The organism is Streptomyces sp. NPDC127106 (assembly GCF_042677605.1).
Classification (GTDB): domain Bacteria; phylum Actinomycetota; class Actinomycetes; order Streptomycetales; family Streptomycetaceae; genus Streptomyces.
Window position 1 is genome coordinate 28,301 of record NZ_JBHXTC010000060.1, and the last position, 14,720, is coordinate 43,020.

Here is a 14,720-nt window from a genome sequence, read left to right on the forward strand (position 1 = left end):
CGCCCCTCCTGTCAGTCCTCGCGCGCGCGGCCCCCGCGGGCGGCGGGGCCCCCCCATCTCACCCAACGGCGGTGGGCGGCCCCCCCCGCGCCGCCCCCCCCCCCCCCACACCGGTAACGTTTCTGCTGGTCCCGGGACCGGGATCAGGCGTCTTCGTGCGCCACGGCGCGACGCGCGTCGGCGTCGAGGACGCCCCAGCTGATCAGCTGCTCGGTCAGGACCGAGGGCGACTGGTCGTAGATGACCGCAAGGGTGCGCAGGTCGTCCTGGCGGATCGACAGCACCTTGCCGTTGTAGTCGCCGCGCTGGCTCTGGATGGTGGCCGCGTAGCGCTGGAGCGGGCCGGCCTTCTCGGCGGGCACGCCCGCCAGCCGCTCCAGGTCGAGGCGCAGCTTCGGCGGCGGCTCGGCCGCACCGCCGGGGGTGGTGCCCGGCAGCAGCTCCTGCACCGGTACCCCGTAGAAGTCCGCCAGCTCGGCGAGGCGCTGGACGGTCACGGCGCGGTCCCCGCGCTCGTACGAACCGACCACCACGGCCTTCCACCGGCCCTGCGACTTCTCCTCGACACCGTGGAGGGAGAGGCCCTGCTGGGTGCGGATGGCGCGGAGCTTGGCCCCGAGCTGTTTGGCGTATTCGCTGGACATAACGCTCCCGGACGCTGTGACGCTGTGACTACATGGAGACCATGCGGCTCCGCCGCGCGGCTGGTAACTCACTGTGAGGTTACGCAGCGTGACTTGGATGCGTCAAGCCGAATGCCGTCCCTCGACCACGTACGAGCGGCGCCGCGCCGCCCCGGTTCGGCCCCACCCCGATCCCCCTGGTACCGTGGACGGCGTTGTACAGACGTCCTTTAAGGTCCGTCCCGTGAGGCGGAGAAGGAGGTCCTTCCCATGGACGCTCAGGCTGCCCAGAACGCCACTGGCGTGGGCACCGAAGCGATGCGCCCCGTGCTCGAAGCACAGGACATCGCGCGGGTACTGACCCGCATCGCCCACGAGATCGTCGAACGCGCCAAGGGCGCCGACGACGTGGTGCTCCTCGGCATTCCCACCCGCGGTGTGTTCCTCGCCCGCCGGCTGGCCGCCAAGCTCGAAGAGATCACCGGATCGAAGATCCCGGTCGGGTCCCTCGACATCACCATGTACCGCGACGACCTGCGGATGAAGCCGGCCCGCGCCATCGGCCGCACCGAGATCCCCGGCGACGACATCGACGGCCGTCTCGTCGTCCTCGTCGACGACGTTCTCTTCTCCGGCCGCACCATCCGCGCCGCCCTCGACGCCCTCGGCGACCTCGGCCGCCCCCGCGCCGTCCAGCTCGCGGTCCTCGTCGACCGCGGCCACCGCGAACTGCCGATCCGCGCCGACTACGTCGGCAAGAACCTCCCCACTTCCCTGCGGGAGACCGTCAAGGTCCAGCTCCAGGAGGAGGACGGCCGTGACGCCGTACTGCTCGGCCAGCAGACCGCCCCGGCGGCCGCGCAGCAGCCGTAGCCGTACCCACGGACCCCCGTACGCCCGTACGAGTGATGGGCCCCGTTCCCGGGGCCCGCGCGCCGGCCTGCCCTGCCCGCACGCCGGCGAGCCAGCCCCGCCGCTCTGACCTCCCCCGACTTACGGAGCACCCAGATGAAGCGCCACCTCATCTCGGCCGCCGACCTCACGCGCGACGACGCCGTCCTGATCCTCGACACCGCCGAGGAAATGGCCCGGGTCGCCGACCGGCCGATAAAGAAGCTGCCCACCCTCCGCGGCCGCACGATCTGCAACCTCTTCTTCGAGGACTCCACCCGCACCCGGATCTCCTTCGAGGCCGCCGAGAAGCGGCTCTCCGCCGACGTCATCAACTTCGCGGCCAAGGGCTCCTCGGTCTCCAAGGGCGAATCCCTCAAGGACACCGCCCAGACCCTGGAGGCCATGGGCGTCGACGCCGTCGTCATCCGCCACCACGCCTCCGGCGCCCCCTACCGGCTCGCCACCTCCGGCTGGATCGACGCCCCCGTCATCAACGCCGGCGACGGCACCCACCAGCACCCCACCCAGGCCCTGCTGGACGCCTTCACCATGCGCCGCCGCCTCGTCGGCCGCGACGCCGGCCTCGGCAAGGGCCTCGACGGCCGCCGGATCACCATCGTCGGCGACGTCCTGCACAGCCGCGTCGCCCGCTCCAACGTGGACCTGCTGCACACCCTCGGCGCCGAGGTCACCCTCGTGGCCCCGCCCACCCTGCTCCCCGTCGGCGTCGGCAGCTGGCCCTGCGAGGTCTCCTACAGCCTCGACGAGGTGCTGCCGAAGTCCGACGCGGTCATGATGCTGCGTGTGCAGCGCGAACGCATGAACGCCGCGTTCTTCCCGACCGAGCGCGAGTACTCCCGCCGCTACGGCCTGGACGCCGCCCGGATGGCGAAGATGCCCGAGCACGCCGTCGTCATGCACCCCGGCCCCATGGTCCGCGGCATGGAGATCACCGCCGAGGTCGCCGACTCCGACCGCTGCACGGTCGTCGAGCAGGTCGCCAACGGCGTGTCCATCCGCATGGCCGTCCTGTACCTGCTGCTCGGTGGCTCCGAGCCCGCCGTCACCACCAGCACCGCCCCCGCCGTCCGCACCGAGGAGACCAAGTAACCATGACCAAGATCCTTATCCGCGGTGCGAAGGTCCTCGGCGGCGAGGCGCAGGACGTCCTGATCGACGGCGAGACCATCGCCGAGGTCGGGCAGGACCTCTCCGCCGACGGCGCCACGGTCATCGAGGCCGCTGGCCAGGTCCTCCTCCCCGGCCTCGTCGACCTGCACACCCACCTGCGCGAGCCCGGCCGCGAGGACTCCGAGACCGTCCTCACCGGCACCCGTGCCGCCGCGGCCGGCGGCTACACCGCCGTCTTCGCCATGGCGAACACCTTCCCCGTCGCCGACACCGCCGGCGTCGTCGAGCAGGTCTGGCGCCTCGGCCAGGAGGCCGGCTACTGCGACGTGCAGCCCATCGGTGCCGTCACCGTCGGCCTGGAGGGCAAGAAGCTCTCCGAGCTCGGCGCCATGCACGAGTCCGCCGCCAAGGTCACCGTCTTCTCCGACGACGGCAAGTGCGTCGACGACGCCGTGATCATGCGCCGCGCCCTGGAGTACGTGAAGGCCTTCGGCGGCGTCATCGCCCAGCACGCCCAGGAGCCCCGCCTCACCGAGGGCGCCCAGATGAACGAGGGCGTCGTCTCCGCCGAACTGGGCCTGGGCGGCTGGCCCGCCGTCGCCGAGGAGTCGATCATCGCCCGCGACGTCCTCCTCGCCGAGCACGTCGGCTCCCGCGTCCACATCTGCCACCTGTCCACCGCCGGCAGCGTCGAGATCGTCCGCTGGGCCAAGTCCCGCGGCATCGACGTCACCGCCGAGGTCACCCCGCACCACCTCCTCCTCACCGACGAGCTGGTCCGCTCCTACAACCCCGTCTACAAGGTCAACCCGCCGCTGCGCACCGAGCGCGACGTCATGGCCCTGCGCGAGGCCCTCGCCGACGGCACGATCGACATCGTCGCCACCGACCACGCCCCGCACCCGCACGAGGACAAGGACTGCGAGTGGGCCGCGGCCGCCATGGGCATGGTCGGCCTGGAGACCGCCCTCTCCGTCGTCCAGCAGACGATGGTCGAGACCGGCCTCCTCGACTGGGCGGGCGTCGCCGAGCGCATGTCCTGCGCCCCGGCCCGCATCGGCGGCCTCCCGCACCACGGGCGCCCCGTCTCGGCAGGTGAACCCGCGAACCTCGTCCTCGTCGACACCTCGTACCGTGGTGTCGTGGACCCCGCACACTTCGCCTCCCGCAGCCGCAACACGCCCTACGAGGGCCGCGAGCTGCCGGGACGCGTCACTCACACCTTCCTGCGGGGCCGTACAACGGTCGTGGACGGGAAACTGGCGTGACACCTGGAGCAATCCGACTGGCCGCAGAGGTCGCCGAACAGAAGTCGGCGGAGGTGACGGACTGGGGCGCCCGCATCGCGTGGGTGATCGGTCTGCTCGTCTTCATCGCCTTCGTGTACTGGCTGATGCGGCAGGGCTGGAAATGGCGCGGCGCCCTGCAGAGCGACCTGCCGGAACTGCCCGCCGCCCCCGGCGGACTCCCCGAGCACCGGCTGGCCCTCACCGGCCGGTACCACGGGTCCACCACCGCCGGGCAGTGGCTCGACCGGATCGTCGCCCACGGTCTGGGCGTGCGCAGCCGCGTCGAACTCACCCTCACGGACGAGGGCCTCGAAGTGGTCCGTCCGGGTGCCACCGACTTCTTCGTACCGGCCGCGCAGCTGCGCGGCGCCCGCCTCGACAAGGGGATCGCGGGCAAGGTACTCACCGAGGGCGGTCTGCTCGTCGTCACCTGGGCGCACGGCGACACACTGATCGACTCCGGATTCCGCTCCGACCGGGCGGCCGAACACGCCGCCTGGGTCGAAGCCGTCAACCACATGAACACATCCACCACGACGGAAGGCGCCGAACGATGACGACCTCCACCAGGGGAGCAGCCAAAGCTCCCGCCGTACTCGTCCTGGAGGACGGTCGCACCTTCCGCGGCCGCGCCTACGGCGCAGTGGGGGAGACCTTCGGCGAGGCCGTGTTCTCCACCGGCATGACCGGCTACCAGGAGACCCTCACCGACCCGTCGTACCACCGGCAGGTCGTCGTGATGACCGCCCCGCACGTCGGCAACACCGGCGTCAACGACGAGGACCCCGAGTCCTCCCGCATCTGGGTCTCCGGCTACGTCGTCCGCGACCCCGCCCGCGTCCCCTCCAACTGGCGCGCCCGGCGCTCCCTGGACGAGGAGCTCGCCGCCCAGGGCGTCGTCGGCATCAGCGGCATCGACACCCGCGCCCTGACCCGCCACCTGCGGGAGCGCGGCGCCATGCGCGTCGGCATCTTCTCCGGCGAGGCCTTCGAGGGCGTCCGCGACGAGGTCCTGCTGGCCCGCGTCCAGGACTCCCCCCAGATGAAGGGCGCCAACCTCTCCGCCGAGGTCGCCACCAAGGAGCCGTACGTCGTTCCCGCGATCGGCGACAAGAAGTTCACCGTCGCCGCCGTCGACCTCGGCATCAAGGGCATGACCCCGCACCGCATGGCCGAACGCGGCATCGAGGTGCACGTCCTGCCCGCCGGGGCCACCGTCGAGGACATCTACGCGGTCCGGCCGGACGGCGTGTTCTTCTCCAACGGCCCCGGCGACCCGGCCACCGCCGACCACGCCGTCTCCGTCATGCAGGGCGTGCTGGAGCGCAGGACCCCGCTCTTCGGCATCTGCTTCGGCAACCAGATCCTCGGCCGCGCCCTCGGCTTCGGCACCTACAAGCTGAAGTACGGCCACCGCGGCATCAACCAGCCGGTCCAGGACCGCACCACCGGCAAGGTCGAGGTCACCGCGCACAACCACGGCTTCGCCGTCGACGCGCCCCTCGACAAGGTCTCCGAGACCCCCTACGGCCGCGCCGAGGTCTCCCACGTCTGCCTCAACGACAACGTGGTGGAGGGCCTCCAGCTGCTCGACCAGCCGGCCTTCAGCGTCCAGTACCACCCCGAGGCGGCCGCGGGCCCGCACGACGCCGCGTACCTCTTCGACCGCTTCACGTCTTTGATGAACACAGCCCAGATGGAGGCCGAGCGTGCCTAAGCGCACCGATATCCAGTCCGTCCTGGTCATCGGCTCCGGCCCGATCGTCATCGGCCAGGCCGCCGAGTTCGACTACTCCGGTACCCAGGCCTGCCGCATCCTCAAGGCCGAGGGCCTGCGGGTCATCCTGGTGAACTCCAACCCCGCGACGATCATGACCGACCCGGAGATCGCCGACGCCACGTACGTCGAGCCGATCACCCCCGAGTTCGTCGAGAAGATCATCGCCAAGGAGCGTCCCGACGCACTCCTGCCCACCCTCGGCGGCCAGACCGCGCTGAACACCGCCATCTCGATGCACGAGCAAGGGGTGCTGGAGAAGTACGGCGTCGAGCTCATCGGCGCCAACGTCGAGGCCATCAACAAGGGCGAGGACCGAGACCTCTTCAAGGGCGTCGTCGAGGCCGTCAAGGCCAAGATCGGCTACGGCGAGTCCGCCCGCTCGGTCATCTGCCACACCATGGACGAGGTCCTCGCCGGCGTGGACACCCTCGGCGGCTACCCCGTCGTCGTCCGCCCCTCCTTCACCATGGGCGGCGCCGGCTCCGGCTTCGCCCACGACGAGGAGGAGCTGCGCCGCATCGCCGGCCAGGGCCTCACGCTCTCCCCGACCACCGAGGTGCTTCTGGAGGAGTCCATCCTCGGCTGGAAGGAGTACGAGCTGGAGCTGATGCGCGACAAGGCCGACAACGTCGTGGTCGTCTGCTCCATCGAGAACTTCGACCCGATGGGTGTCCACACCGGCGACTCCATCACCGTCGCCCCGGCGATGACCCTCACCGACCGCGAGTACCAGCGGCTGCGCGACATCGGCATCGCGATCATCCGCGAGGTCGGCGTCGACACCGGCGGCTGCAACATCCAGTTCGCGGTCAACCCGGTCGACGGCCGGATCATCGTCATCGAGATGAACCCGCGCGTGTCCCGGTCCTCGGCGCTCGCCTCCAAGGCCACCGGCTTCCCGATCGCCAAGATCGCCGCCAAGCTGGCCGTCGGCTACACGCTCGACGAGATCCCCAACGACATCACCGAGAAGACCCCGGCCTCCTTCGAGCCGACCCTCGACTACGTCGTCGTCAAGGCCCCCCGCTTCGCCTTCGAGAAGTTCCCGGCCGCCGACGCCACCCTCACCACCACCATGAAGTCGGTGGGCGAGGCCATGGCCATCGGCCGCAACTTCACCGAGGCCCTCCAGAAGGCCCTGCGCTCCCTGGAGAAGAAGGGCTCCCGGTTCACCTTCACCGGCGAGCCCGGCGACAAGGACGAGCTGCTCCTGGCGGCGGTCCGCCCGACCGACGGCCGCATCAACACCGTCATGCAGGCCATCCGCGCCGGCGCCACCCAGGAGGAGGTGTTCGAGGCCACCAAGATCGACCCGTGGTTCGTCGACCAGCTCTTCCTGATCAAGGAGATCGCCGACGAGCTCGCATCCGCCGAGCGCCTCGACCCCGCGCTCCTCGCCGAGGCCAAGCGGCACGGCTTCTCCGACGCCCAGATCGCCGAGATCCGGGACCTGCGCGAGGACGTCGTCCGCGAGCTCCGCCACGCCCTCGGCGTCCGCCCCGTCTACAAGACGGTCGACACCTGCGCCGCCGAGTTCGCCGCGAAGACCCCGTACTTCTACTCGTCCTACGACGAGGAGTCCGAGGTCGCCCCGCGCGAGAAGCCCGCGGTGATCATCCTCGGCTCCGGCCCGAACCGCATCGGCCAGGGCATCGAGTTCGACTACTCCTGCGTCCACGCCTCCTTCGCCCTGAGCGACGCCGGCTACGAGACCGTGATGGTCAACTGCAACCCGGAGACCGTCTCCACCGACTACGACACCTCCGACCGCCTGTACTTCGAGCCGCTCACGCTCGAGGACGTGCTGGAGATCGTCCACGCCGAGTCCCTCGCCGGCCCCATCGCCGGCGTCGTCGTCCAGCTCGGCGGCCAGACCCCGCTCGGCCTCGCCCAGGCGCTCAAGGACAACGGCGTCCCCGTGGTCGGCACCTCCCCGGAGGCCATCCACGCCGCCGAGGACCGCGGCGCCTTCGGCCGGGTCCTGGCCGAGGCCGGCCTGCCCGCCCCCAAGCACGGCACCGCCACCACGTTCGCGGGTGCGAAGGCCATCGCCGACGAGATCGGCTACCCGGTCCTCGTCCGCCCGTCCTACGTGCTCGGCGGCCGCGGCATGGAGATCGTCTACGACGAGACGCGCCTGGAGGCGTACATCGCCGAGTCCACGGAGATCTCCCCGACCCGCCCGGTGCTGGTCGACCGCTTCCTCGACGACGCCATCGAGATCGACGTCGACGCCCTCTACGACGGCACCGAGCTCTACCTCGGCGGCGTCATGGAGCACATCGAGGAAGCCGGCATCCACTCCGGCGACTCGGCCTGCGCCCTGCCCCCGATCACCCTCGGCGGCTTCGACATCAAGCGCCTGCGCGCCTCCACCGAGGCCATCGCCCAGGGCGTCGGCGTCCGCGGCCTGATCAACATCCAGTTCGCGATGGCCGGCGACATCCTCTACGTGCTGGAGGCCAACCCGCGCGCCTCCCGCACCGTCCCCTTCACCTCGAAGGCCACCGCGGTCCCGCTCGCGAAGGCCGCCGCCCGCATCTCGCTCGGCGCCACCATCGCCGAACTGCGCGCCGAGGGCATGCTGCCGAAGACCGGCGACGGCGGCACCCTGCCGCTGGACGCGCCGATCTCCGTCAAGGAGGCCGTCATGCCGTGGTCGCGCTTCCGCGACATCCACGGCCGCGGCGTGGACACCGTCCTCGGCCCGGAGATGCGCTCCACCGGCGAGGTCATGGGCATCGACTCGGTCTTCGGCACGGCCTACGCCAAGTCGCAGGCCGGCGCCTACGGCCCGCTGCCCACCAAGGGCCGCGCGTTCATCTCCGTCGCCAACCGCGACAAGCGCTCGATGATCTTCCCGGCCCGCGAGCTCGTCGCCCACGGCTTCGAGCTGCTCGCCACCTCCGGCACCGCCGAGGTCCTGCGCCGCAACGGCATCAACGCCACCGTCGTGCGCAAGCTCAGCGAGGGCGAGGGCCCCGGCGGCGAGAAGACCATCGTCCAGCTCATCCACGACGGCCAGGTCGACCTGATCGTCAACACCCCGTACGGCACCGGCGGCCGCCTCGACGGCTACGAGATCCGCACCGCGGCCGTGGCGCGCGGCGTCCCGTGCCTCACCACGGTCCAGGCACTCGCCGCGGCCGTCCAGGGCATCGAGGCCCTGGGCCACGGCGAAGTCGGCGTCCGCTCCCTCCAGGAGCACGCCGAGCACCTGACCGCCGCACGCGACTAACAGCCCGTACGGAGAGGGGGACACCACGAGCGCGACGCGCGGTGGTGTCCCCCTCTCCATGAGCGCACGAGGGATCTTCCGAACGATGTACAAGCTGTTCTTCAACCTGGTCTTCAAGCGGATGGACCCCGAGGAGGCCCACTACCTGGCCTTCCGCTGGATCCGCCTGGCGGCCCGCACCCCGGTCCTGCGCACCTTCGCCGCTGCCGCCCTGGCCCCCCGGTTCAAGGAGCTGCGCACCGAGGCCCTCGGCCTGCGCATGCACGGCCCCTTCGGCCTCGCCGCGGGCTTCGACAAGAACGCCGTTGCCATTGACGGCATGTCCATGCTCGGCTTCGACCACGTCGAGATCGGCACGGTCACCGCCCAGGCGCAGCCCGGCAACCCCAAGAAGCGGCTGTTCCGGCTCGTGCCGGACCGCGCGCTGATCAACCGCATGGGCTTCAACAACGAGGGCTCTGCGGCCGTGGCGGCCCGGCTGGAGGCCCGTCGGCCGGTCTTCCGGACCGTCGTGGGCGTCAACATCGGCAAGACCAAGGTCGTGCCGGAGGAGGAGGCCGTGGCGGACTACGTCACCTCCACCGAGCGCCTGGCCCGCCACGCCGACTACCTCGTCGTCAACGTCTCCTCGCCGAACACCCCGGGCCTGCGCAACCTCCAGGCCACCGAGTCCCTGCGGCCCCTGCTGACGGCCGTCCGCGAGGCCGCGGACCGCACCGTCACCGACCGCCGCGTCCCGCTCCTGGTGAAGATCGCACCCGACCTCGCCGACGAGGACGTGGACGCCGTCGCCGACCTGGCCCTGGAACTGGGCCTGGACGGCATCATCGCCACCAACACCACCATCGCCCGCGAGGGCCTCGGCCTGAAGTCCGACCCCGCCCTGGTCGAGGAGACCGGCGGCCTGTCCGGCGCCCCCGTCAAGCAGCGCTCCCTGGAGGTCCTGCGCCGCCTGTACGCCCGTGTGGGCGACCGCCTGGTCCTCGTGGGCGTCGGGGGCATCGAGAACGCCGAGGACGCCTGGCAGCGGATCCTGGCGGGCGCCACGCTCGTCCAGGGATACAGCGCGTTCATCTACGAGGGCCCGTGCTACGCCCGCGCCATCCACAAGGGCCTGGCCGCGCGCCTGGCCGCCAGCCCGTACGCCACCCTCGCCGAGGCCGTCGGCGCCGAAACCCGAAAGGCCGCCCAGTGACGCTCTCCTTCGGTACCCGTCTGCGCTCCGCCATGGACGAGCGCGGCCCGTTGTGCGTGGGCATCGACCCGCACGCCTCCCTGCTGTCCTCCTGGGGGCTGAACGACGACGTCGCAGGCCTGGAGCGGTTCTCCCGCACCGTCGTCGAGGCGCTCGCCGACACCGTGGCCGTGTTCAAGCCGCAGGCGGCCTTCTTCGAGCGCTTCGGCTCGCGCGGCGTGGCGGTGCTGGAGCAGACCGTCGCCGACGCCCGGGCGGCCGGCGCCCTCGTGGTCATGGACGCCAAGCGGGGCGACATCGGCTCCACCATGGCCGCGTACGCCGAGACCTTCCTGCACCAGGACTCGCCGCTGTTCTCCGACGCCCTGACCGTCTCCCCGTACCTGGGCTACGGCTCGCTGGCCCCCGCCGTGGAGCTGGCCCGCGCGTCCGGGGCCGGCCTGTTCGTCCTGGCCCTGACCTCGAACCCGGAGGGCGCCGAGGTCCAGCGGGCGGTCCGCGAGGACGGCCGGACCATCGGCGCGACCATGCTCGCGCACCTGGCCGAGGAGAACGCGGGAGCCGCGCCCATGGGCTCCTTCGGTGCGGTCGTCGGCGCGACGCTGGGCGACCTGTCCTCCTTCGACCTGGACATCAACGGCCCGCTGCTCGCCCCCGGCATCGGCGCGCAGGGCGCCAGCGCGGCCGACCTGCCGCGGGTCTTCGGCACGGCCGTGCGCAACGTCGTCCCCAACGTGTCGCGCGGGGTGCTGGGGCACGGTCCTGACGCCGCCGCGCTGCGCGCATCGGCATTCCGCTTCGCGACCGAGATCCGGGAGGCCGTCGCCGCCTGACGGCGCCGACCGGGGTGCACGTCGTACGGTCTGACGAAAATCGAACGTCTTTCACCGGACAAAACCGGGGTGGTTTGTCCGTGATGTACGGTTCAGTGGAGGCTGACCAGGACTTTTCGTCCGTTCTCGCTGACTGGAGCGGCCGCGGCCGCTAGTCTCCGACCAGAGTGAACGAGCAGCGAACGAGTTCCACCGCTGTTCGGGCACTCGCCTGGTGTGGCGCCCTCGGGTTCCCCACCGGTCCGTATATCCGACAGTTCGACATCCGAGGTGACGTAGGCGTGGCTCTTCCGCCCCTTACCCCTGAACAGCGCGCAGCCGCGCTCGAAAAGGCCGCCGCGGCTCGCCGGGAGCGGGCCGAGGTGAAGAATCGACTCAAGCACTCCGGCGCCTCGCTCCAAGAGGTCATCAAGACGGGCCAGGAGAACGACGTCATCGGCAAGATGAAGGTCTCCGCCCTGCTGGAGTCCCTGCCTGGCGTGGGCAAGGTCCGCGCCAAGCAGATCATGGAGCGCCTCGGCATCTCCGAGTCCCGGCGTGTCCGAGGTCTCGGCTCCAACCAGATCGCCTCCCTGGAGCGTGAGTTCGGCACCCCTGCCGGCTGACGTGTTGCCCGGAGTTCCTCCGGCGTTCTCAGGCAGTCCCGAGAACCTGGATAATCGCTCTATGGCAGCAGAGGTTCGTCCGCGGCTGACCGTGCTCTCCGGCCCTTCGGGGGTCGGCAAGAGCACGGTCGTCGCGCATATGCGCAAGGTCCACCCCGAGGTGTGGCTCTCGGTGTCGGCCACCACCCGCAAGCCGCGGCCCGGTGAGCGACACGGAGTCCACTACTTCTTCGTCAACGACGACGAGTTCGACAAGCTGATCGCCAACGGCGAGCTGCTGGAGTGGGCCGAGTTCGCGGGCAACCGCTACGGCACACCGCGCGGCGCGGTGACCGAGCGCCTGGAGAACGGCGAGCCCGTCCTCCTGGAGATCGACCTCCAGGGCGCCCGCCTCGTGCGCGAGTCCATGCCCGAGGCCCAGCTGGTCTTCCTGGCCCCGCCGAGCTGGGAGGAACTGGTCCGCCGGCTCACCGGCCGGGGCACCGAGTCCGCCGAGGTCATCGAGCGCCGCCTGGAGACCGCCAAGGTCGAGTTGGCGGCCGAGTCCGAGTTCGACACCACCCTGGTCAATACCTCCGTCGAGGACGTGGCGCGTGAGCTGCTAGCCTTGATGGATGTTGTGTGACCGTTGACCGGTGCTCCATCCGCTTCCGGATGGCAAGACCGGCCAGCGTCTGAACTTTCACCCGATCTTCGGAAGGTAGAGCGTGTCCTCTTCCATCACCGCGCCCGAGGGCATCATCAACCCGCCGATCGACGAGCTGCTCGAGGCCACGGACTCGAAGTACAGCCTCGTGATCTACGCGGCCAAGCGCGCGCGTCAGATCAACGCGTACTACTCGCAGCTCGGTGAGGGCCTGCTCGAGTACGTCGGCCCGCTCGTGGACACCCACGTCCACGAGAAGCCGCTTTCGATCGCGCTGCGCGAGATCAATGCGGGTCTGCTGACCTCCGAGGCCATCGAGGCCCCGGTCCAGTAAGGCACCGAGAATTCCTTGCACCACAGGCCCGGCAGTACACCTGCCGGGCCTGTGGTGTGTCATAGGTACGTAGCAACGGTCAGCCGAAGGGGCGTGTGTGGTGGGTAAGCCGAAGGTCGTGCTCGGGGTGAGCGGCGGGATCGCCGCCTACAAGGCGTGCGAGCTGCTGCGCCGGCTGACCGAGTCCGGCCACGAGGTGCGGGTGGTCCCCACCGCGTCGGCCCTCAACTTCGTCGGTGAGGCCACCTGGGCCGCCCTCTCCGGGAACCCGGCCGGCACGGAGGTCTGGGAGAGCGTCCACGAGGTGCCTCACGTGCGCATCGGCCAGACCGCCGACCTCGTCGTCGTCGCCCCCGCCACCGCGGACATGCTGGCCAAGGCCGCTCACGGGCTGGCCGACGACCTCCTCACGAACACCCTGCTCACCGCCCGCTGCCCGGTGGTCTTCGCCCCCGCCATGCACACCGAGATGTGGGAGCACCCCGCCACCCAGGAGAACGTGGCCACGCTGCGCCGCCGCGGCGCCGTCGTGATCGAGCCCGCGGTCGGCCGGCTCACCGGCAAGGACACCGGCAAGGGTCGGCTGCCCGACCCGGAGGAGATCTACGAGGTCTGCGTCCGGGTCCTGGCCCGCGGGGCGGCCGAGTCCGACCTGGCCGGGCGCCACGTGGTGATCAGCGCGGGCGGTACCCGCGAGCCCCTCGACCCGGTCCGCTTCCTCGGCAACCGCTCCTCCGGCAAGCAGGGCTACGCGCTGGCCCGCACCGCCGTGGCGCGCGGCGCCCGGGTGACCCTCGTCGCCGCCAACACCGCGCTCGCCGACCCGGCCGGGGTGGACGTCGTCCGCGTCGGCACGGCCGTACAGTTGCGGGAGGCGGTGCTCAAGGCGGCCGCCGACGCCGACGCCGTGGTGATGGCCGCGGCCGTGGCCGATTTCCGGCCGGCCGCGTACGCCGCCGGCAAGATCAAGAAGCAGGACGGACAGGATCCCGCTCCCGTCGCCCTCGTCCGCAACCCCGACGTCCTCGCCGAGATCTCGGCCGACCGGGCCCGGGAGGGGCAGGTCATCGTCGGTTTCGCGGCGGAAACCGACGACGTTCTGGCGAACGGGCGCGCCAAACTCCTCCGCAAGAAGTGTGATCTTCTCGTCGTGAACGAGGTCGGCGAGACGAAGACCTTTGGTTCGGAGGAGAACGAGGCGGTGATCCTTTCCTCTGACGGTCAGGAGCTCGCCGTCCCCTATGGTCCCAAGGAGGCTCTGGCGGACGCCCTTTGGGACCAGGTCGCTCCCCGACTCACCTGACGGATGGCCCTTCTCGAAGCCGATTCCATGAGCCAGAATGGAGTGCCGCAGGTCACACGGCTCCCAGAAGGCGAGACGGGTGGTCCGGCGAACGGTGGCGACCGATAAACTGCATTCGGAACGTGACCGGGCGCAGCCCCCGGTAAGGTTTCGCCAAATGATCAGCCAGCAGCCGCTGCAACCCCAGGGAGCGATGTGTCCCGCCGCCTGTTTACCTCGGAGTCCGTCACCGAGGGCCACCCCGACAAGATCGCTGACCAGATCAGCGACACGATCCTCGACGCACTCCTCACCGAGGACCCGACCTCGCGCGTGGCCGTGGAGACGCTCATCACCACCGGTCTCGTGCACATCGCGGGTGAGGTGACGACGAAGGCGTACGCGCCGATCGCGCAGCTCGTCCGCGAGAAGATCCTCGAGATCGGCTACGACTCCTCGAAGAAGGGCTTCGACGGCGCCTCCTGCGGCGTGTCGGTGTCCATCGGCGCGCAGTCCCCGGACATCGCGCAGGGCGTCGACAGTGCGTACGAGCAGCGTGTCGAGGGCGACGAGGACGAGCTCGACAAGCAGGGCGCCGGCGACCAGGGCCTGATGTTCGGCTACGCGTGCGACGAGACGCCCGAGCTCATGCCGCTCCCGATCCACCTCGCGCACCGGCTCTCCCGCCGCCTGTCCGAGGTCCGCAAGAACGGGACCATCCCGTACCTGCGTCCCGACGGCAAGACCCAGGTCACCATCGAGTACGACGGCGACAAGGCCGTCCGCCTCGACACGGTCGTGGTGTCCTCGCAGCACGCCTCCGACATCGACCTGGAGTCGCTGCTCGCCCCCGACATCCGCGAGTTCGTC

14 protein-coding genes are annotated in these 14,720 nt (G+C 70.6%); 13 read left to right on the plus strand and 1 reads right to left on the minus strand.

Annotation, left to right across the window (positions count from 1 at the left end):
- Positions 1-143: 143 nt before the first annotated feature.
- Entirely contained in the window at positions 144-644 is a 501-nt protein-coding gene (gene bldD, locus ACFVGY_RS32060) for a transcriptional regulator BldD (RefSeq protein WP_030841550.1), read from the minus strand.
- Positions 645-893: 249 nt separating this feature from the next.
- Between bldD and pyrR the strand changes: the two genes are divergently transcribed.
- The 13 genes from pyrR to ACFVGY_RS32125 all read left to right on the plus strand — a co-directional run.
- Positions 894-1,496 carry a bifunctional pyr operon transcriptional regulator/uracil phosphoribosyltransferase PyrR gene (pyrR, locus tag ACFVGY_RS32065; RefSeq protein ID WP_385684157.1) on the plus strand — a complete coding sequence of 201 codons (603 nt, stop codon included), beginning with the start codon at positions 894-896 and terminating at the stop codon, positions 1,494-1,496.
- A gap of 135 nt (positions 1,497-1,631) precedes the next feature.
- On the plus strand, positions 1,632-2,627 hold the full coding sequence (locus ACFVGY_RS32070) for an aspartate carbamoyltransferase catalytic subunit (protein WP_385684160.1): 996 nt from the start codon (positions 1,632-1,634) through the stop codon (positions 2,625-2,627).
- A gap of 2 nt (positions 2,628-2,629) precedes the next feature.
- Entirely contained in the window at positions 2,630-3,916 is a 1,287-nt protein-coding gene (locus ACFVGY_RS32075) for a dihydroorotase (RefSeq protein WP_385684163.1), read from the plus strand.
- Positions 3,913-4,494, plus strand: a complete 582-nt coding sequence (locus ACFVGY_RS32080; RefSeq protein WP_385684165.1) for a hypothetical protein — start codon at positions 3,913-3,915, stop codon at positions 4,492-4,494. The genes ACFVGY_RS32075 and ACFVGY_RS32080 overlap by 4 nt, the downstream gene beginning before the upstream one ends.
- The gene (carA, locus tag ACFVGY_RS32085) at positions 4,491-5,654 is read left to right on the plus strand and encodes a glutamine-hydrolyzing carbamoyl-phosphate synthase small subunit (RefSeq protein WP_385684168.1); all 1,164 of its coding nucleotides are present in this window, start codon (positions 4,491-4,493) and stop codon (positions 5,652-5,654) included. The genes ACFVGY_RS32080 and carA overlap by 4 nt, the downstream gene beginning before the upstream one ends.
- Complete coding sequence (carB, locus tag ACFVGY_RS32090) at positions 5,647-8,955, plus strand: carbamoyl-phosphate synthase large subunit (protein WP_385684171.1); 3,309 nt, start codon at positions 5,647-5,649, stop codon at positions 8,953-8,955. The genes carA and carB overlap by 8 nt, the downstream gene beginning before the upstream one ends.
- Positions 8,956-9,040: 85 nt before the next feature.
- Positions 9,041-10,150, plus strand: a complete 1,110-nt coding sequence (locus ACFVGY_RS32095) for a quinone-dependent dihydroorotate dehydrogenase (RefSeq protein WP_385684189.1) — start codon at positions 9,041-9,043, stop codon at positions 10,148-10,150.
- Positions 10,147-10,983 carry an orotidine-5'-phosphate decarboxylase gene (gene pyrF / locus ACFVGY_RS32100; protein WP_385684174.1) on the plus strand — a complete coding sequence of 279 codons (837 nt, stop codon included), beginning with the start codon at positions 10,147-10,149 and terminating at the stop codon, positions 10,981-10,983. The genes ACFVGY_RS32095 and pyrF overlap by 4 nt, the downstream gene beginning before the upstream one ends.
- A 281-nt stretch (positions 10,984-11,264) precedes the next feature.
- A complete protein-coding gene (locus tag ACFVGY_RS32105; RefSeq protein ID WP_008740406.1) occupies positions 11,265-11,588 on the plus strand; it encodes an integration host factor in 324 nt (107 codons plus the stop codon).
- 61 nt (positions 11,589-11,649) lie between these two features.
- The gene (gmk, locus tag ACFVGY_RS32110) at positions 11,650-12,213 is read left to right on the plus strand and encodes a guanylate kinase (protein ID WP_385684177.1); all 564 of its coding nucleotides are present in this window, start codon (positions 11,650-11,652) and stop codon (positions 12,211-12,213) included.
- A gap of 82 nt (positions 12,214-12,295) precedes the next feature.
- Positions 12,296-12,568, plus strand: coding sequence for a DNA-directed RNA polymerase subunit omega (rpoZ, locus tag ACFVGY_RS32115; RefSeq protein ID WP_114056739.1), 273 nt, complete (start codon positions 12,296-12,298; stop codon positions 12,566-12,568).
- A gap of 100 nt (positions 12,569-12,668) precedes the next feature.
- Positions 12,669-13,871, plus strand: a complete 1,203-nt coding sequence (coaBC, locus tag ACFVGY_RS32120; RefSeq protein WP_385684180.1) for a bifunctional phosphopantothenoylcysteine decarboxylase/phosphopantothenate--cysteine ligase CoaBC — start codon at positions 12,669-12,671, stop codon at positions 13,869-13,871.
- A 195-nt stretch (positions 13,872-14,066) separates the two neighbouring features.
- Positions 14,067-14,720, plus strand: a 654-nt coding sequence (locus tag ACFVGY_RS32125; protein WP_385684183.1) for an S-adenosylmethionine synthetase N-terminal domain-containing protein, incomplete at its 3' end; no start/stop codon positions are given.